Annotated in this window: 15 protein-coding genes; all 15 read left to right on the forward strand. The window is 72.0% G+C overall.

Annotation, left to right across the window (positions count from 1 at the left end; genetic code table 11):
- The first annotated feature begins 192 nt into the window (after nucleotides 1–192).
- The 15 genes from ABT092_RS08230 to atpE all read left to right on the forward strand — a co-directional run bounded on the left by ABT092_RS08230 (nucleotide 193) and on the right by atpE (nucleotide 17,378).
- Nucleotides 193–1,491, forward strand: a complete 1,299-nt coding sequence (locus ABT092_RS08230) for a homoserine dehydrogenase (RefSeq protein WP_351241293.1) — start codon at nucleotides 193–195, stop codon at nucleotides 1,489–1,491.
- 6 nt (nucleotides 1,492–1,497) lie between these two features.
- The gene (thrC, locus tag ABT092_RS08235) at nucleotides 1,498–2,556 is read left to right on the forward strand and encodes a threonine synthase (protein ID WP_351241118.1); all 1,059 of its coding nucleotides are present in this window, start codon (nucleotides 1,498–1,500) and stop codon (nucleotides 2,554–2,556) included.
- 349 nt (nucleotides 2,557–2,905) lie between these two features.
- On the forward strand, nucleotides 2,906–3,823 hold the full coding sequence (thrB, locus tag ABT092_RS08240) for a homoserine kinase (RefSeq protein WP_351241120.1): 918 nt from the start codon (nucleotides 2,906–2,908) through the stop codon (nucleotides 3,821–3,823).
- A gap of 373 nt (nucleotides 3,824–4,196) precedes the next feature.
- Nucleotides 4,197–6,194 carry a transcription termination factor Rho gene (rho, locus tag ABT092_RS08245; RefSeq protein WP_351241122.1) on the forward strand — a complete coding sequence of 666 codons (1,998 nt, stop codon included), beginning with the start codon at nucleotides 4,197–4,199 and terminating at the stop codon, nucleotides 6,192–6,194.
- Nucleotides 6,195–6,342: 148 nt separating this feature from the next.
- Nucleotides 6,343–8,106 (forward strand): trypsin-like serine protease, encoded by a 1,764-nt coding sequence (locus ABT092_RS08250; RefSeq protein WP_351241124.1) that lies wholly within the window; start codon nucleotides 6,343–6,345, stop codon nucleotides 8,104–8,106.
- Between the two features lie 130 nt (nucleotides 8,107–8,236).
- Nucleotides 8,237–9,340 carry an LCP family protein gene (locus ABT092_RS08255; RefSeq protein WP_351241126.1) on the forward strand — a complete coding sequence of 368 codons (1,104 nt, stop codon included), beginning with the start codon at nucleotides 8,237–8,239 and terminating at the stop codon, nucleotides 9,338–9,340.
- Between the two features lie 232 nt (nucleotides 9,341–9,572).
- Complete coding sequence (gene rpmE / locus ABT092_RS08260) at nucleotides 9,573–9,794, forward strand: 50S ribosomal protein L31 (RefSeq protein ID WP_351241128.1); 222 nt, start codon at nucleotides 9,573–9,575, stop codon at nucleotides 9,792–9,794.
- Nucleotides 9,795–9,949: 155 nt separating this feature from the next.
- Nucleotides 9,950–11,026: a peptide chain release factor 1 gene (gene prfA, locus ABT092_RS08265; RefSeq protein WP_351241129.1), complete on the forward strand. Its 1,077-nt coding sequence runs from the start codon at nucleotides 9,950–9,952 to the stop codon at nucleotides 11,024–11,026.
- A gap of 58 nt (nucleotides 11,027–11,084) precedes the next feature.
- A complete protein-coding gene (prmC, locus tag ABT092_RS08270) occupies nucleotides 11,085–11,966 on the forward strand; it encodes a peptide chain release factor N(5)-glutamine methyltransferase (protein WP_351241130.1) in 882 nt (293 codons plus the stop codon).
- A 50-nt stretch (nucleotides 11,967–12,016) separates the two neighbouring features.
- On the forward strand, nucleotides 12,017–12,664 hold the full coding sequence (locus ABT092_RS08275) for an L-threonylcarbamoyladenylate synthase (protein ID WP_351241131.1): 648 nt from the start codon (nucleotides 12,017–12,019) through the stop codon (nucleotides 12,662–12,664).
- Entirely contained in the window at nucleotides 12,661–13,314 is a 654-nt protein-coding gene (locus ABT092_RS08280; RefSeq protein ID WP_351241132.1) for an arsenate reductase/protein-tyrosine-phosphatase family protein, read from the forward strand. Before ABT092_RS08275 ends, ABT092_RS08280 begins: the two co-directional genes overlap by 4 nt.
- Before the next feature lie 407 nt (nucleotides 13,315–13,721).
- The gene (locus ABT092_RS08285; protein WP_351241133.1) at nucleotides 13,722–15,098 is read left to right on the forward strand and encodes an MraY family glycosyltransferase; all 1,377 of its coding nucleotides are present in this window, start codon (nucleotides 13,722–13,724) and stop codon (nucleotides 15,096–15,098) included.
- A gap of 496 nt (nucleotides 15,099–15,594) precedes the next feature.
- Nucleotides 15,595–16,032, forward strand: a complete 438-nt coding sequence (locus tag ABT092_RS08290) for a Cg1360 family ATP-synthase-associated protein (RefSeq protein WP_351241135.1) — start codon at nucleotides 15,595–15,597, stop codon at nucleotides 16,030–16,032.
- A gap of 222 nt (nucleotides 16,033–16,254) precedes the next feature.
- Nucleotides 16,255–17,076, forward strand: a complete 822-nt coding sequence (atpB, locus tag ABT092_RS08295; protein WP_351241137.1) for a F0F1 ATP synthase subunit A — start codon at nucleotides 16,255–16,257, stop codon at nucleotides 17,074–17,076.
- Nucleotides 17,077–17,147: 71 nt separating this feature from the next.
- Nucleotides 17,148–17,378: an ATP synthase F0 subunit C gene (gene atpE / locus ABT092_RS08300; protein WP_351241139.1), complete on the forward strand. Its 231-nt coding sequence runs from the start codon at nucleotides 17,148–17,150 to the stop codon at nucleotides 17,376–17,378.
- Nucleotides 17,379–17,385 lie beyond the last annotated feature (7 nt).

Below are 17,385 nucleotides of genomic sequence, written 5' to 3' on the forward strand. Positions count from 1 at the left end.
CACGACGGGGCCGGCGGTGGGGTGACGTCCGTCACCACCGGCCCGACGCGGGCCCGGGGCGCCGAAAGATCTGCGCCCCGGATGCCCGTGCGTCATGAAATTGATGTCTCATGATGCGGACAATGGGCAGAAACTCCCGTCCGGTGAGTGAGACTGGACCAACCGTAGAAGTACGAGAAGCGAGGTCGGATGATGCGTACGCGTCCGCTGAAGGTGGCGCTGCTGGGCTGTGGGGTAGTCGGCTCAGAGGTGGCGCGCATCATGACGACGCACGCCGACGACCTCGCGGCGCGCATCGGGGCCCCCGTCGAACTCGCCGGGGTCGCCGTCCGCCGGCCCTCCAAGGTGCGGGCCGGGATCGACCCGGCGCTGATCACCACCGACGCCACCGCCCTGGTCAAACGGGGTGACATCGACGTCGCCATCGAGGTGATCGGCGGCATCGAGCCCGCCCGCACCCTGATCACGACGGCCTTCGAGCACGGGGCCTCCGTGGTGTCGGCGAACAAGGCGCTGCTGGCCCAGGACGGTGCCGCACTGCACGCCGCCGCCGAGGAGCACGGCCGCGACCTCTACTACGAGGCCGCCGTCGCCGGGGCGATCCCGCTGATCCGCCCGCTGCGCGAATCGCTCGCCGGGGACAAGGTGAACCGGGTCCTCGGCATCGTCAACGGCACCACCAACTTCATCCTCGACAAGATGGACTCCACCGGCGCCGGCTACCAGGAGTCCCTGGACGAGGCCACCGCGCTCGGCTACGCGGAGGCGGACCCGACCGCCGACGTGGAGGGCTTCGACGCCGCCGCCAAGGCCGCCATCCTCGCGGGCATCGCCTTCCACACCCGGGTGCGGCTGGACGACGTCTACCGCGAGGGGATGACCGAGGTCACCGCCGCGGACTTCGCCTCCGCGAAACAGATGGGCTGCACCATCAAACTGCTCGCCATCTGCGAGCGGGCCGCGGACGGCGGGTCCGTCACCGCCCGGGTGCACCCCGCGATGATCCCGCTCAGCCATCCGCTGGCCTCGGTGCGCGGCGCCTACAACGCGGTCTTCGTGGAGTCCGACGCCGCCGGCCAGCTCATGTTCTACGGCCCCGGGGCGGGCGGCGCGCCCACCGCCTCGGCCGTCCTCGGCGACCTCGTCGCCGTCTGCCGCAACAAGCTCGGCGGGGCCACCGGCCCCGGCGAGTCCGCCTACACGCGCCTGCCGGTCAGCCCCATGGGCGAGGTGGTCACGCGGTACCACATCAGCCTCGACGTCGCCGACAAGCCGGGCGTCCTCGCCCAGGTCGCGACGGTCTTCGCCGAGCACGGTGTGTCCATCGACACCGTCCGTCAGCACGGACGGCCGGACGGGGACGGGGACGCCTCCCTCGTCGTCGTCACCCACCGCGCGCCCGACGCCGCCCTCACCGGCACCGTCGAAGCGCTGCGCCGACTCGACACCGTGCGGGGTGTCGCCAGCATCATGCGGGTTGAAGGAGAGTAACCAGCAATGACCCACCAGTGGCGCGGAATCATCGAGGAGTACCGGGACCGGCTGCCGGTCACCGAGGAAACGCCCGTCGTGACGCTCCGTGAGGGCGGTACGCCGCTCGTTCCCGCGCAGGTGCTCTCCGAGCGCACCGGGTGTGCGGTGCACCTCAAGGTCGAGGGCGCCAACCCGACCGGGTCCTTCAAGGACCGCGGCATGACCATGGCGATCACCCGGGCGAAGGAGGAGGGCGCGCAGGCCGTCATCTGCGCGTCCACCGGCAACACCTCCGCCTCCGCCGCCGCGTACGCGGTGCGGGCCGGGATGGTCAGCGCGGTGCTGGTGCCCCGCGGCAAGATCGCCCTGGGCAAGATGGGGCAGGCCCTGGTGCACGGGGCGAAGATCCTCCAGGTGGACGGGAACTTCGACGACTGCCTCACGCTGGCGCGCGGGCTCTCCGACAACTACCCGGTGGCCCTGGTGAATTCGGTCAACCCGGTGCGCATCGAGGGTCAGAAGACCGCCGCCTTCGAGATCGTCGACGCGCTCGGCGACGCCCCCGACGTCCATGTGCTGCCGGTCGGCAACGCCGGCAACATCACCGCCTATTGGAAGGGGTACGGCGAGTACCTCGCGGACGGCCCCGCCACCCGCACCCCCCGCATGTGGGGCTTCCAGGCTTCGGGCTCCGCGCCGATCGTGCGCGGCGAGGTCGTCAAGGACCCCTCGACCATCGCCACCGCCATCCGGATCGGGAACCCCGCCTCCTGGCAGTACGCGCTGGCCGCGCAGCAGGAGTCCGGCGGGTTCATCGACGAGGTGACGGACCGTGAGATCCTGCGCGCCTACAAGCTGTTGGCCTCCCGCGAGGGCGTGTTCGTGGAGCCCGCCTCCGCCGCCTCGGTGGCCGGCCTGCTGAAGGCCGCCGAGCAGGGCAAGGTCGACCCGGGGCAGACCATCGTCTGCACGGTGACCGGCAACGGTCTCAAGGACCCCGACTGGGCGGTCGCCGGCGCCCCGCAGCCCGAGACGGTTCCGGTGGACGCGGAGACCGCGGCCCGCCGCCTCGGCCTGGTCTGACCCGTCGGACTCCGTCCGCCCGGTCCCGCGCCCGTGCGCACGGAACCGGGCGGACGTCCGCGGCTCCGCCCGCGGGCATGTCCCCCCGGTGTGCGGGGCGTTGGACCTCGTGCCGTGCCCCCGATGGGGTGGGGTGCGGGGTTTGCCGCGTTCTCCCCGCTTCCGGGATGCGTGGGGGGCTTGCGACACGCTTCGTGCGCCTCCTGTGCGCCCTATGTCGCGCGAGAACCTTCCTTCGATAGGCTGTACCGAACCCGTCCGCCGCATATGCCGCGGTGCTGCCCCCGTGGGGCCCACGGGTCCCCCGCACATGGTGAGAACCCCGCAGTTCAAGGAGAGTCGTCGAGCGATGGCCGGTCCCGCCTTCCGAGCCGCCGCCGTCAGGGTGCGCGTCCCCGCCACCAGCGCCAATCTCGGCCCGGGCTTCGACGCCCTGGGCCTCTCGCTGGGGCTCTACGACGACGTGGTCGTCCGGGTGGCCGACTCCGGGCTGCACGTGGACATCGCCGGTGAGGGCAGCGAGACCCTGCCCCGCGACGAGAGCCACCTCCTCGTGCGCTCCCTGCGCACCGCGTTCGACCTGCTCGGCGGCCAGCCGCGGGGCCTGGAGGTGGTCTGCGCCAACCGCATCCCGCACGGTCGCGGGCTCGGCTCCTCCTCCGCCGCGATCTGCGCCGGCATCGTGGCCGCCCGGGCGGTGACCATCGGCGGCGACGCCCGCCTCGACGACGACGCCCTGTTGGAACTCGCCACCGAGATCGAGGGCCACCCCGACAACGTCGCCGCCTGCCTGCTCGGCGGGTTCACCCTCTCCTGGATGGACGCCGGCGCGGCCCGCGCCATCAGGATGGACGCCGCCGATTCCATCGTTCCGGTGGTTTTCGTCCCCGGGAAGCCGGTGCTGACCGAGACCGCCCGCGGACTGCTGCCGCGCACCGTCCCGCACGTGGACGCCGCCGCCAACGCCGGCCGGGCGGCGCTCCTCGTCGAGGCCCTGACCCGGCGCCCCGAACTGCTGCTCCCCGCCACCGAGGACCGCCTCCACCAGGAGTACCGGGCCCCGGCCATGCCGGAGAGCGCCGCCCTGGTCGAACGGTTGCGCGCGGACGGCGTGCCCGCCGTGATCTCCGGCGCGGGACCCACCGTCCTCGCGCTGGCGGACGTGGCGACGGCCGACAAGGTCGCCCGCCTCGCGGGCGAGGGCTGGGCGGCGAACCGGCTCGCGCTGGACGGATCGGGAGCGAGCGTGCTGCCGCTTGCGCACTGACAAGGCTTGCCGGATTTGGAGAGGGGGAATGTTTGTTGGGTCCGGTAGTGTTAATCTCAAGTCTGCACCCGACCCCACCATGACGAGGTGCTTCGTGTCCCCCTTCGGGACAACCATTCTTCCGGGAGCCTCCCGAACCGTTCGGTGCGTCGCACTGCACCGTCTGCGTTAAACGCTCCGGAACCGGCTCCACCCGACCGCGCGGCACAGCAACTCCGCGGCACGGCTCCGGGTAGGGCCACACCAGAAACCTCCTCCGCCGTCGTGGCGGACCACCGCACCGGCACGGCCCACCTCAGGGGCCACCCGTCGGGACAGCACAACCGGTCGCCGAGCCAGACAGGCCGACGTCCGCTCCAGGGAAGGACCCTTCGTGAGCGACACCACCGATCTGATGGGCGTGAGCGCCGACAGCACGGTCGACACCGCTGCCGCGCCCGCCACGGATGCCTCTGCCGCGCCCGCCACCGGTGCTTCCTCCGGCCGGCGCCGCCGCGGCACCGGCCTTGAGGGCATGGTGCTGGCGGAACTCCAGCAGGTCGCCTCGGGCCTCGGCATCAGGGGCACCGCGCGGATGCGCAAGAGCCAGCTGATCGAGGTCATCAAGGAGGCCCAGGCCGGTGGCGGTGCGCCCGCCAAGAGCGAGGACGCCCCCGCCGAGACCAAGCCCAAGCGTCGCGCCACCTCCAAGGCCCGCACCGGCGAGGACGCCGCCGAGCCCCGGACCGAGAAGGCCGCCGCCCGCCCGGCGACCGAGTCAGCCGCTCCCGCGGAGGCCGTCGAGGCGCCCGCCGCCCGCAAGGCCGTCGCCCAGCAGCAGATCGAGATCCCCGGCCAGCCGGCCAGCGAGGACGCCCCCGTCGCCGAGCGCCGCCGGCGCCGGGTCACCGCCGAGGCGACCGGCACCGAGACGGTCACCGCGGAGGTCCGCACCGAGGCCCCCGCCGACAAGGCCGCCGATGCCGAGGGCAACGCCGAGGGCCGCGGTCGTCGCGACCGTCGGGGCCGGGAGCGCGACCGCCGGGGCGGCAAGGCCGACGACCAGGGCCAGCAGGGCGGCAACCAGCAGCGTCAGCAGCAGGGCGGCCGTCAGGACCGGGACCGCAACAACGGTCCGCAGGACGACTACGACGACGAGGCGGGCGGCCGTCGCGGTCGTCGCGGCCGGTACCGCGACCGTCGCGGGCGTCGCGGCCGTGACGAGGTCGGCGGCGTCGAGCCGCAGATCAACGAGGACGACGTCCTGATCCCCGTCGCGGGCATCCTGGACATCCTGGACAACTACGCGTTCATCCGGACCTCCGGCTACCTGCCCGGCCCCAACGACGTGTACGTGTCGCTGGCCCAGGTCCGCAAGAACGGGCTGCGCAAGGGCGACCACCTCACCGGTGCGGTGCGCCAGCCGAAGGACGGCGAGCGCCGCGAGAAGTTCAACGCGCTGGTCCGCCTCGACTCGGTCAACGGCATGGCGCCCGAACTCGGCCGCGGGCGACCCGAGTTCACCAAGCTGACTCCGCTGTACCCGCAGGACCGGCTCCGTCTGGAGACCGACCCGGGCGTGCTGACCACGCGGATCATCGACCTGGTGTCGCCGATCGGCAAGGGCCAGCGCGGTCTGATCGTGGCCCCGCCGAAGACCGGCAAGACCATGATCATGCAGGCGGTCGCCAACGCCATCACGCACAACAACCCCGAGTGCCACCTGATGGTCGTCCTGGTCGACGAGCGTCCGGAAGAGGTCACCGACATGCAGCGGTCGGTGAAGGGCGAGGTCATCTCCTCGACCTTCGACCGCCCCGCCGAGGACCACACGACCGTCGCCGAACTCGCCATCGAGCGGGCGAAGCGGCTGGTCGAACTCGGCCACGACGTGGTCGTGCTGCTCGACTCGATCACCCGTCTGGGCCGCGCCTACAACCTCGCCGCGCCCGCCTCCGGCCGCATCCTGTCCGGTGGTGTGGACTCCACCGCGCTGTACCCGCCGAAGCGGTTCTTCGGCGCGGCGCGCAACATCGAGGACGGCGGTTCGCTGACCATCCTGGCCACCGCGCTGGTCGACACCGGCTCCCGGATGGACGAGGTGATCTTCGAGGAGTTCAAGGGCACCGGCAACATGGAGCTCAAGCTCGACCGCAAGCTCGCCGACAAGCGGATCTTCCCGGCGGTGGACGTGGACGCCTCCGGCACCCGCAAGGAGGAGATCCTGCTCAGCGGCGAGGAACTCGGAGTCGTCTGGAAGCTGCGCCGGGTGCTGCACGCCCTGGACCAGCAGCAGGCGATCGAACTGCTGCTGGACAAGATGAAGCAGACGAAGTCCAACGCGGAGTTCCTGCTCCAGATCCAGAAGACCACGCCGTCCTCCAACGACTGAGTCGTCCGGAGCCTCGGCCGAAGGGCCCCGCACCCCCCGCTACGGGGGTGCGGGGCCCTTCGGGGTTCCGCGGCGTTTCGGTGGATGTGTACGGGCTGGATAGGATCGACGCGGGCTGTGTGCGGAGAACGGACGGGCGGGAGCGGGCGTGTCGACGGAACGGGACGGGACTCGGCACCGGCGCCGTGCGGGACGGCTGCTGTCCGCGGCCGCGGTGGCGCTCGCCCTGCTCGGCGGCGGGGTCCTCGCCGTCACGTCCCAGGGGGGACCGCCCGAACCTCCGCCACTGACCGGCGAGGTCGTCAAACCCCCGCCGGGCGCGGTCACCGCCGGCCCGACGCCCGCCCCGCCCTCCTCCTCGGCCGCCGGCGGCTCGCCCCGCATCACCGCCGGCACCAACAGCACCGCCTCCTGGATGGTGCAACTGGTGTACGCCGACCCCGACTACGGCAAGCACTTCGTGTGCGGGGGCACGCTCGTCGCCCCCCACAAGGTGCTCACCGCGGCGCACTGCCTGGACGACCCCCGCACCGGCGAGCGGCGCGACTGGGAGGGGCGCGGCCAGGTGGCCGTGGGCACCCACCGCAGCGTCACCGTCGCCAATGACGCCGAGCGGGTGGAGGTGGTCCGCACCTGGGTCCATCCCGGGTACGACCGCCGGGAGTTCGCGCACGACCTCGCCCTGCTGACGCTCGCCCGCCCGGTCGCCCAGACCACGCTGGACCTCGCCGGACCGGACGACGCGGGGCTGCACACCCCCGGGGCCGGCGCCATCGCGTACGGCTGGGGAGTGACCACCGCGCAGCAGGAGTCGGCCACCATCGCGCCCGTCCTGCAGAAGGTCACCCTGCCGTTGCAGGCCGATCCGGAGTGCCGGGTCAACCTCGGGCCGGGCTACCGCACCGACGGCAGCATGGTGTGCGCCGGCCAGCTCGGCACGGGGGACGACGTCCCGGGGCGGACCCGTTGCCCGGGCGACTCCGGCGGCCCCCTGATCACCGGCAACAAGGTCGTCGGCGTGGTCTCCTGGGGCATGAGCCGCGGTGCGCAACTGTGCAACGTGGCCGGCACCCACGAGGCGTTCAGCAGGATCGCCGCGGACCAACCGCAGATCCGGCCGCGCGTCGACGACACCGACGTCGACGCGGTCGCCCCGAGCGGTCGGGGCGACGGCCGGGCCGACCTCTTCGTGCGCGGCCGCACCGACGGCACCGCCCGGGTGCTGGCCTCCACGGGCACCGGCTTCGCCGCCCCCAGGGACCTGCCGGGCTCCTGGGCCGGGTACGACGTGGCCCTCCAGAGCGATCTGAACCGCGACGGGCGACAGGACTGGGTGCTGCGCCGCACGGCGGACGGCGCCGTCTTCTGGCGCCAGCGCACCGCCCCGGAGGGCCGCTGGACGGACACCCCGATCGCGGTCGGTTGGGCGGACCGGAAGTTCCTGGTCGCCCCCGGCGACGTGACCGGGGACCGGATGCCGGACCTGCTCTCCGTCACCGGGGAGGGCGTGCTGCACGTGCACCCCGGCAACGGGGACGGCACCCTCGCCGACCCGGTGCGCGCCGGCGAGGGCTACCGGGGCTACAACTCGCTGCGCGGACGCGGTGACTTCACCGGCGACGGCCGCACCGACCTGTTCGCGCGCACCCGGGACGGTCGGCTCCACGTGCTGCGCGGCACCGGGAAGGCGGCGGAGCCGTTCGAGGGGCCGCGGCACGTCCGGGACTGGGTGGGCTACAACGCACTGGCCGCCCCCGGTGACGTCACGGGCGACGGTCGGCCCGACTTCGTGGCCCGCTCCCGGGCCGGGAACCTCTTCCTCTACCCGGGCACCGGACGCACCTCCCGCGGCATCTTCGGCCCGCCCGTACGGATCGGTGGCGGCTTCCAGCAGTACGACCTCTTGAGCTGACCGTTTCCGCACGTACGGTGACTGTACGTGACTGTACGTGATCGGGTGGTGCGGGTGGGGTCCGTCGACTGGTGGGGGCCGGCCGTCGGGTCGACCCTGGGAGCAGGACCCCCGAACAGTCGAGGTACGGATGCCCGACGAGAGCGCCGACGACCGGGCCCCCGGGCCCCCGGCACCCGGCCGCGGTGCCCGCCGGCGTGGCGGGCGCCGCGCGTGGCGGATCGCCGCCTGGACGGCCGCCGGTCTGATCCTGCTCGGCGGCTCCGGCCTCGGGTACCTGTACCTGAGGCTGAACGGCAACATCACGGGCATCGACATCAACGCCGTCCTCGGCACCGACCGGCCCCGGGACCGGGACGACGGCTCGATGGACGTCCTGCTCCTCGGCTCCGACTCGCGGTCCGGGGCGAACGCGGCCTACGGCCGCCCGGACGGGCCGGGCCGTTCCGACACCGCGATGGTCCTGCACGTCAACCGGGGGCACCGGACGGCGACCGTCGTCTCCATCCCCCGGGACACCCTGGTCGACCGCCCGGCCTGCGCGGACGGCCGCGGCGGCACCGTCCCCGCGGCCGCCGAACAGATGTTCAACACCGCCTACGAGGCGGGCGGCCCGTCCTGCGCGGTCAAGACCGTCGAGGCGATGTCCGGTCTGCGCATGGACCACTACCTGGAAGTCGACTTCACCGGCTTCACCCGGCTCGTGGACACCCTCGGAGGGGTGCCTGTCACCCTCACCCGGGCCATCGACGACCCCAGGAGCCACCTGCGGCTCGCCGCCGGCACCCACACCCTCGACGGCGAACAGGCCCTCGGGCTGGTCCGCACCCGGCACGGCGTGGGCGACGGCAGCGACCTGGGTCGCATCCAACTCCAGCAGGCGTTCCTGAAGGCGCTGGTCGAGAAGGTCGACGGGATCGGCCTGCTCTCCGACCCGGCCAAACTGTTCGAGGTCGCCGACGCCGCCACCAGCGCCCTCACCACCGACTCCGACCTGGCCTCGGTCACCAAGCTCGCCGGGTTCGCCGGCGGCCTGAAGGACATCGGGGCCGGGGACGTCACCCCCATCACCCTGCCGGTCGCCTACGACCCGGCCGATCCCAACCGGGTGCTGCCGCTGGAGCGGCAGGGCGCCGCCGTCTGGTCCGCACTGAAGACCGACCGGCCGGTGCCCGCCTGGGCCACCGAGGGCACGGCGACGGGTGACGCCGGCCGGGTGCTCACCGGCCCCTGACCGCCCCGGGCCGACCACCGCGGTCACATCCGGTCGCTTTCCGTGAACGAACCGTCGCACTTGGTTGTTTTCCGACCGCTCCGCAGGTGGTCGGCAGGGTTCGGGAATATGCGGTCCGACAGGCCGGTTTTGGGGGATGCGGCCAGTGCTGGCAGACTGGTCCGCCGGCCCCGGTTCACGCCCGCGCAGCAGGCGTCGGCGACCCGGTGCCCTCCCGAACCTAGGAGACACCGTGAAGCGCGACATCCACCCCGAGTACGTCGAGACGCAGGTCAGCTGCACCTGTGGCGCGTCGTTCACCACCCGCAGCACGATCTCCGGCGGCTCCATCCGCGCCGAGGTCTGCTCCGAGTGCCACCCGTTCTACACGGGCAAGCAGAAGATCCTCGACACCGGTGGCCGCGTGGCCCGCTTCGAGGCCCGCTTCGGCAAGGCCGCTGCCGCCAAGAAGTAGCGAGCACCCTGCGCCGGTCCACGGCCGCCCCCGGGCGGGCCGGGACCGGCGTTTTTTCCTGGCGCGGCCCGCCCCCGCCAACCGTCCGGCACCGGCCCGCCCGATGCCGCCCCCTGCCGTCGCACCCCAGCCGTACCCAGATCAGGAGCCCGGAGATGTTCGAGGCCGTCGCGGAACTCGTCGACGAGCACACCCACCTGGAGCACCAGCTCGCCGATCCCGGGGTGCACGCCAACCAGGCCAACGCGCGCAAGCTCAACAAGCGCTACGCCGAACTCACCCCGATCGTCACCGCCTACCGCTCCTGGAAGGGCCTCGGCGAGGACGTCGCCACCGCCCGCGAGCTGGCCGCCGACGATCCCGACTTCGCCGCCGAGGCCAAGGACCTGGAGCGGGCGCGCGAGGAGCTGACCGAGAAGCTGCGCCTGCTGCTCGTCCCGCGCGACCCCAGCGACGACAAGGACGTCATCCTGGAGATCAAGGCGGGCGCCGGCGGCGACGAGTCCGCCCTGTTCGCCGGGGACCTGCTGCGCATGTACCTGCGCTACGCCGAACGGGTCGGCTGGAAGACCGAGATCATCGACGCCACCGAGTCCGAGCTGGGCGGCTACAAGGACGTCCAGGTCGCCGTCAAGACCAAGGGCGGCCAGGGGGCCACCGAGCCCGGCCAGGGCGTGTGGGCCCGCCTCAAGTACGAGGGCGGCGTCCACCGGGTGCAGCGGGTGCCCGCCACCGAGTCCCAGGGCCGCATCCACACCTCCGCCGCCGGCGTGCTCGTCACCCCCGAGGCCGAGGAGGTCGACGTCGAGATCAACCCCAACGACCTGCGGATCGACGTCTACCGCTCCTCCGGACCCGGTGGGCAGTCCGTCAACACCACCGACTCCGCGGTGCGCATCACCCACCTGCCGACCGGTGTCGTCGCCTCCTGCCAGAACGAGAAGAGCCAGCTCCAGAACAAGGAGCAGGCCCTGCGCATCCTGCGCTCCCGACTGCTCGCCGCCGCCCAGGAGGAGGCCGAGCGGGAGGCCGCCGACGTCCGCCGCAGCCAGGTGCGCACCGTCGACCGCTCGGAGAAGATCCGCACCTACAACTTCCCCGAGAACCGCATCTCCGACCACCGCGTCGGTTTCAAGGCGTACAACTTGGACCAGGTGCTCGACGGAGAGCTCGACGCGGTCATCCAGGCGTGCGTCGACGCGGACTCCGCCGCCAAGCTCGCCGCCGCCTGACCCGCGGGCGCCGACCAGCCCCGGCGCCCGACCACAGCCCAGCCCCGGAGGACCTCGCGTGCAGCCACCCATTGGGGGTCGACCCCCAGGCCCCCGCAGTCTGCTGCTCGCTGAAGTGGCCCAGGCCACCCAGCGGCTGGCCGACGCGGGCGTGCCCTCGCCGCGCAACGACGCCGAGGAACTGGCCGCCTTCGTCCACGGGGTGAAGCGCGGCGAACTGCACACCGTCGCCGACGCCGACGTGGACGCCCGCTACTGGGAGGCCATCAACCGCCGGGTCGCCCGCGAACCGCTCCAGCACATCACCGGCCGCGCCTACTTCCGGTACCTGGAGCTCGAAGTCGGACCCGGGGTCTTCGTCCCCCGCCCGGAGACCGAGTCGGTCGTCGGCTGGGCCATAGACGCGGTCCGCGCCCTCGACGTCGTCGAACCCCTCATCGTCGACCTGTGCACCGGCTCCGGCGCCATCGCCCTGGCCCTCGCCCAGGAGGTGCCCCGCTCCCGGGTGCACGCCGTCGAACTCTCCGAGGACGCCCTCGCCTACACCCTCAAGAACGCCGAGGGCTCCCGCGTCCACGTCCACCAGGGCGACGCCCTCACCGCGCTGCCCGAGCTGAACGGACAGGTCGACCTCGTCATCTCCAACCCCCCGTACATCCCGCTCACCGAGTGGGAGCACGTGGCGGTGGAGGCCCGCGAGTACGACCCGCAGATGGCGCTGTTCTCCGGCGACGACGGCCTCGACACCATCCGCGGCCTGGAACGCACCGCCCACCGGCTGCTGCGCCCCGGCGGCATCGTCGTGGTGGAGCACGCCGACACCCAGGGCGGACAGGTGCCGTGGATCTTCAGCGAAGAGTCCGGCTGGGCCGACGCCGCCGACCACCCCGACCTCAACAACCGGCCCCGATTCGCGACCGCGCGCAAGGCACGCCCGTGACATCCCGGCCCCCGAACCACAGCCCGAACGCGCACGAGGAGGCCCGCTAGATGGCACGGCGATACGACACCAACGACGCGACCGACCGCATCACCGGTCTGCGCGAGGCCGGGTCCGCCGTCCGCCGTGGCGAACTGGTCGTGCTGCCCACCGACACCGTGTACGGCATCGGCGCCGACGCCTTCAGCTCGGACGCCGTCGCCGACCTGCTGGAGGCCAAGGGCCGCGGGCGCAACATGCCGGTGCCCGTCCTCGTCGGCTCCCCGAACACCCTGCACGGCATCGTCACCGACTTCTCCGAACTCGCCTGGGAACTCGTGGACGCGTTCTGGCCCGGCGCCCTCACCCTGGTCGCCCGGCACCAGCCCACCCTGGCCTGGGACCTCGGCGACACCCGGGGCACGGTCGCGGTGCGGATGCCGCTGCACCCGGTGGCCATCGAGCTGCTCACCGACGTCGGCCCGATGGCGGTGTCCTCCGCCAACCTCACCGGCCACCCCGCCCCCGAGGACTGCGACTCCGCCCGCGGGATGCTCGGCGACTCCGTCTCCGTCTACCTCGACGGCGGCCCCACCCCCGGCATCGTGCCCTCGTCCATCGTCGACGTCACCGGAGAGGTGCCCGTCCTGCTGCGCGCCGGTGCCCTCGACGCCGAGGAGCTGCGCAAGGTCGTACCCGGCCTTGAGGTGGCCAGTTGACGGCTTCCGAAGGGCGTGGCATAGGCACGTGGACCACCGGCACCGGGGACACGTTCCGCATCCTCCACGTCAGCACCGGCAACGTGTGCCGCTCGCCGATCACCGAGCGGCTGACCCGCCACGCCCTGGCCGGGCGGCTCGGTGACCCCGCGGGCTGCGGGGTCCTGGTGGAGAGCGCCGGCACCTGGGGCCACGAGGGCGCCCCCATGGAGGCCAACGCCGAGACGGTCCTCGCCGACTTCGGCGCCGACCCCAGCGGCTTCACCGGACGGGAACTCCTCGACGACCACGTGATCCGCGCGGACCTGGTGCTCACCGCCACCCGCGACCACCGGGCGCAGGTCATCTCGATGGGCCACTCCGCCGGGCTGCGCACCTTCACCCTGAAGGAGTTCACCCGGCTGGTGCGGGCCATCGACCCGGCCACCCTGCCGGACGCCGGGGCCGAGGGCGTCGTCGAACGGGCCCGGGCCCTGGTGCGGGCCGCCGCGGCGCTGCGCGGCTGGCTGCTGGCCCCGTCCCCGGACGCCGACGAGGTGTTCGACCCGTACGGGGCGCCGCTGCCGTTCTTCCGCTCCATCGGCGACGAGATCCACGAGGCCCTGGACCCGGTCGTCACCGCCCTGACCGGCGTCACCGACCACCGCTGAGCCGTCCCCGGGGGCCCGTGCCCCGCCCGGGGCCTGCCGGCCGCCGCCGGGACCACCCCGGACACCCGTGCCAGGCGCGGACGGCCGGGCCCTGCGCCCGGGCGACCGCCCGGGGCGCGGGCGGACCGGAGACGGCACGGATCGCGGTACTGTGTGCCGCGGCACTGCGCGGCAAGATCATCGGAGCGTCCGTCCGCGACGAGGTGCGCGGACCCGTCCGCGCCTTCCCGCCGCACCGCGGTCGGCCGGAGTGAGGGGCCGCCCGGACGGAACGCGGCTCCGGGCACTCCCACGGGAGCCCGCACGTTCCCGGTGCAACCGTGCTCGCTACCCGGAAGTCCCCCTCCCTATGCACCCGAAGCTAGGCTGTGGGGCTGAGCTGGCCGAAGACACTTGTGGGGAAGCCTGTGCGTGAATACCTCCTGACGCTCTGTATCACGGCCGCGGTGACCTACCTGCTGACGGGCCCGGTGCGCAAGTTCGCCATCGTGGCCGGAGCGATGCCGGAGATCCGCGCCCGTGACGTGCACCGGGAGCCCACCCCACGGCTCGGCGGCATCGCCATGTTCTTCGGGCTCTGCGCGGGTCTGCTGGCCGCCAGCCACCTCACCAACCTCGGTGAGGTCTTCGTCGACTCCAACGAGCCGCGGGCGCTGCTCTCGGGGGCGGCCCTGATCTGGGTCGTCGGGGTGCTGGACGACAAGTACGAACTCGACGCGCTGATCAAGCTGGGCGCCCAGATGATCGCCGCGGGCGTGATGGTCATGCAGGGCCTGGCGATCCTGTGGCTGCCCGTCCCGGGCGTCGGCATGGTCGCGCTCACCCAGTGGCAGTCCACCCTGCTCACCGTGGCGCTGGTGGTCATCACCATCAACGCGGTGAACTTCGTGGACGGCCTCGACGGGCTCGCCGCCGGCATGGTGTGCATCGCCGCGGTGGCGTTCTTCCTGTACGCCTACCGGCTCTGGTTCGGCTACGGGGTGGAGGCCGCGGCGCCGGCGACGCTGTTCGCGGCCCTGCTGGTCGGCATGTGCCTGGGCTTCCTGCCCCACAACATGCACCCGGCGCGGATCTTCATGGGCGACTCGGGGTCGATGCTGATCGGCCTGGTGCTCGCGGCCGGCGCCATCTCGATCACCGGTCAGGTCGACCCGGACAGCCTCTTCAGCGACCAGGGCGCCGGCCGGGTGCGGGAGGCCGTGCACGCCACGGTGCCGGTCTACATCCCGCTGCTGCTGCCGTTGACGATCATCGCGATCCCGGCGGCCGACCTGGTGCTGGCCGTGGTGCGCCGCACCTGGCGCGGGCAGTCGCCGTTCGCCGCCGACCGGGGGCACCTGCACCACCGGCTGCTGGACATCGGCCACTCGCACAGTCGCTCGGTGCTGATCATGTACTTCTACACGGTGGTGATCTCCTTCGGGACCCTCGCCTACTCGGTGAACGCGGCCTCCATGTGGATCGTGCTGGTGGTCGCGGTGTTGAGCGCGGTGGGCTTCGTGCTGCTGCTGTTGCCCCGGTTCACGCCGCGGGCGCCGCGCTGGGCGGAGAGCTTCGTCCCGCCGCGGTACCGGCGCCGGAAGGTGGCGCCGGAGGCGGCGGCGTCCGGCCCCGCGGCCCCCTCGTCGGCCCCCGGAGCGGCCACGGCGGCCCGTCCGTCGACCACGGGCGCCCGCACCCCGGACGGGGTCGGTGCGGGGCCCCACGGCAGCACCGCGCTCTCCGAGCTGACCGAGGAGGCGCCGGCCGCCGCCGCGGGCGCCCGCTCCCGCGAGCGCGGTTAGCAGCCGCTCGCCCAGGTCTTCAACTTCCCATGGCCACAAGGCACTTCCTGGAGGCCCTCGCCCGCCCGAAGCCCCCGGATGAGAGATGAACACCCGACGGCTCCAGTCCGTCCGTGCGGTGAATCGGGGGTGTCCGGGAGGTGCCCGCGGCGGAGCGGGTGTGCCCCGAGCGGAGTCGAGGCATCACTTTGCGTTGACGATCGGGTAAGGATCTGGCCAAGGGCTTGCCAAGTCGGCGGGCGCGAAGTCGCCCAATACCAGACAGAGCGCCTGAGATCATGCGCACATGAGCGTATTCACTCTCAGGTGTGACAGTGGGCACACTTCACAGGTAAAGACCTCATCAAATAGTTTGTGATACCGTTCACGAGAACCCGGGGCAACGCCGTGGGGCCGTAGTGCGACGGCCCTTCCAGGTCGACGCTCTGTCTCGATTCCCGGGTTTACGCTCGTCCATGACGACACCTGCCCCCATCCAGTAAGCGGAGTTGCCGCCATGCCGTCCCAAGACGCACGCACCGTCCTCCAGGTCGCCGTGCCCACCGCCGCGGTGGGCGCCGTCGCCGCCGGCATCAGTGCCGTCGTCGCGGGGGGCGAGGGGGCGCTCGGTGCTGCCGTGGCGACCGTCGTCGTGATCCTCTTCATGGGCGTCGGGCTCGTGGTGCTCCAGCGCACCGCGAGGTCGCTCCCGCAGCTCTTCCAGGCCATGGGTCTGATGCTCTACACCACCCAGATCCTGCTGCTCTTCGTGTTCATGGCCACGTTCAAGGACACCGAGCTGTTCAACCCGAGGACGTTCGCGGCGACGCTCGTGGCGACCACGCTCGGCTGGATCGGAGCCCAGGCCCGTGCCCACATGAAGGCCAAGATTCTCTACGTGGAACCCGAGGATTCGAAGGCTGAGAAGCCCGCGAAGACCGGTTCCCCGTCGTGAGGGGTAGGGCCGGTATAAGGGCGGGTCGGACTTACTGCTATCGTCCGGTGCCAACTGCGGCATCGCGGGCGCGGGCAAACAAGCTGACGCCTGCTCTAGCGCGAGGCTTGATGCCCGACCGCCGCCCCCACACCCGTAACACCAGTCCAGTGCCGTACTGCGGCTGTGCGCCGCGCCGACACAACGAGGTTGCCGTACCTATGCGCCACGAAGGAGCCCGCGGTGAGTGCTGATCCGACGCAGGTGCTCGCCTTCGAGACCGACTGCCACATCTTCGACGGTTGTGGTTTCCCGGCTCCCGGCCTGCACTCGTTCCTGTTCAAGCCCATCTGGGGCGACGCGGACAGCAACCTGTACTTCAACAAGCCGATGCTCCTCGCCCTGCTCGGGTCGATCATCGTCATCGGTTTCTTCTGGGCCGCCTTCGCCAAGCCGAAGGTCGTCCCGGGCAAGCTCCAGATGGTCGCCGAGGCCGGCTACGACTTCATCCGCCGCGGCGTCGTCTACGAGACGCTCGGCAAGCGCGAGGGCGAGAAGTACGTCCCGCTGATGGTCTCGCTGTTCTTCTTCATCTGGATGATGAACCTCTGGGCCGTCATCCCGCTGGCGCAGTTCCCGGTGACCTCGGTCATCGCCTACCCGGCGGTCCTGGCCCTCATCGTCTACATCGTCTGGGTCTCGCTGACCTTCAAGCGCCACGGATTCGTGGGCGCCTTCAAGAACTTCGCCGGCTACGACAAGTCGCTGGGTGCGGTGCTCCCGCTGTCGATGGCCATCGAGCTCTTCTCGAACCTGCTCGTCCGGCCGTTCACCCACGCCGTGCGACTCTTCGCGAACATGTTCGCGGGCCACACCCTGCTGGTGCTCTTCACCATCGCGTCCTGGTACCTGCTCAACGGCATCGGCATCGCCTACGCCGGCGTCTCCTTCATCATGACGCTGGTCATGCTGGTCTTCGAGCTCTTCGTCCAGGCCCTCCAGGCGTACGTCTTCGTGCTCCTGGCCTGCAGCTTCATCCAGGGCGCGCTCGCAGAGCACCACTGAGCGCCCGCTCCCGCTCCGCACTCGTCCGGTGGCCAACCCCCACCGGTCCGCAAAGAAAAGGAAGAACTGGCATGTCCCAGACCCTTGCCGCTGTCACCGGTTCGCTCGGCTCCGTCGGTTACGGCCTCGCGGCCATCGGTCCCGGCGTCGGCGTCGGCATCATCTTCGGTAACGGCACCCAGGCGCTGGCCCGTCAGCCCGAGGCCGCCGGTCTGATCCGCGCCAACCAGATCCTCGGCTTCGCCTTCTGTGAGGCGCTCGCCCTCATCGGCCTGGTCATGCCGTTCGTCTACGGCCCGTGATCGCCTG

It is taken from the genome of Streptomyces sp. NPDC002490 (assembly GCF_040296045.1).
In the GTDB taxonomy this organism is placed as follows: Bacteria; Actinomycetota; Actinomycetes; order Streptomycetales; family Streptomycetaceae; genus Streptomyces.

Excerpts from the sequence above, each read along its gene's own strand:
- ABT092_RS08230 (WP_351241293.1), top strand. The coding sequence starts at position 193 with ATGCGTACGCGTCCGCTGAAGGTGGCGCTGCTGGGCTGTGGGGTAGTC.
- thrC (WP_351241118.1), top strand. The coding sequence starts at position 1,498 with ATGACCCACCAGTGGCGCGGAATCATCGAGGAGTACCGGGACCGGCTG.
- thrB (WP_351241120.1), top strand. The coding sequence starts at position 2,906 with ATGGCCGGTCCCGCCTTCCGAGCCGCCGCCGTCAGGGTGCGCGTCCCC.
- ABT092_RS08255 (WP_351241126.1), top strand. The coding sequence starts at position 8,237 with ATGCCCGACGAGAGCGCCGACGACCGGGCCCCCGGGCCCCCGGCACCC.
- prfA (WP_351241129.1), top strand. The coding sequence starts at position 9,950 with ATGTTCGAGGCCGTCGCGGAACTCGTCGACGAGCACACCCACCTGGAG.
- ABT092_RS08275 (WP_351241131.1), top strand. The coding sequence starts at position 12,017 with ATGGCACGGCGATACGACACCAACGACGCGACCGACCGCATCACCGGT.
- ABT092_RS08290 (WP_351241135.1), top strand. The coding sequence starts at position 15,595 with ATGCCGTCCCAAGACGCACGCACCGTCCTCCAGGTCGCCGTGCCCACC.
- atpE (WP_351241139.1), top strand. The coding sequence starts at position 17,148 with ATGTCCCAGACCCTTGCCGCTGTCACCGGTTCGCTCGGCTCCGTCGGT.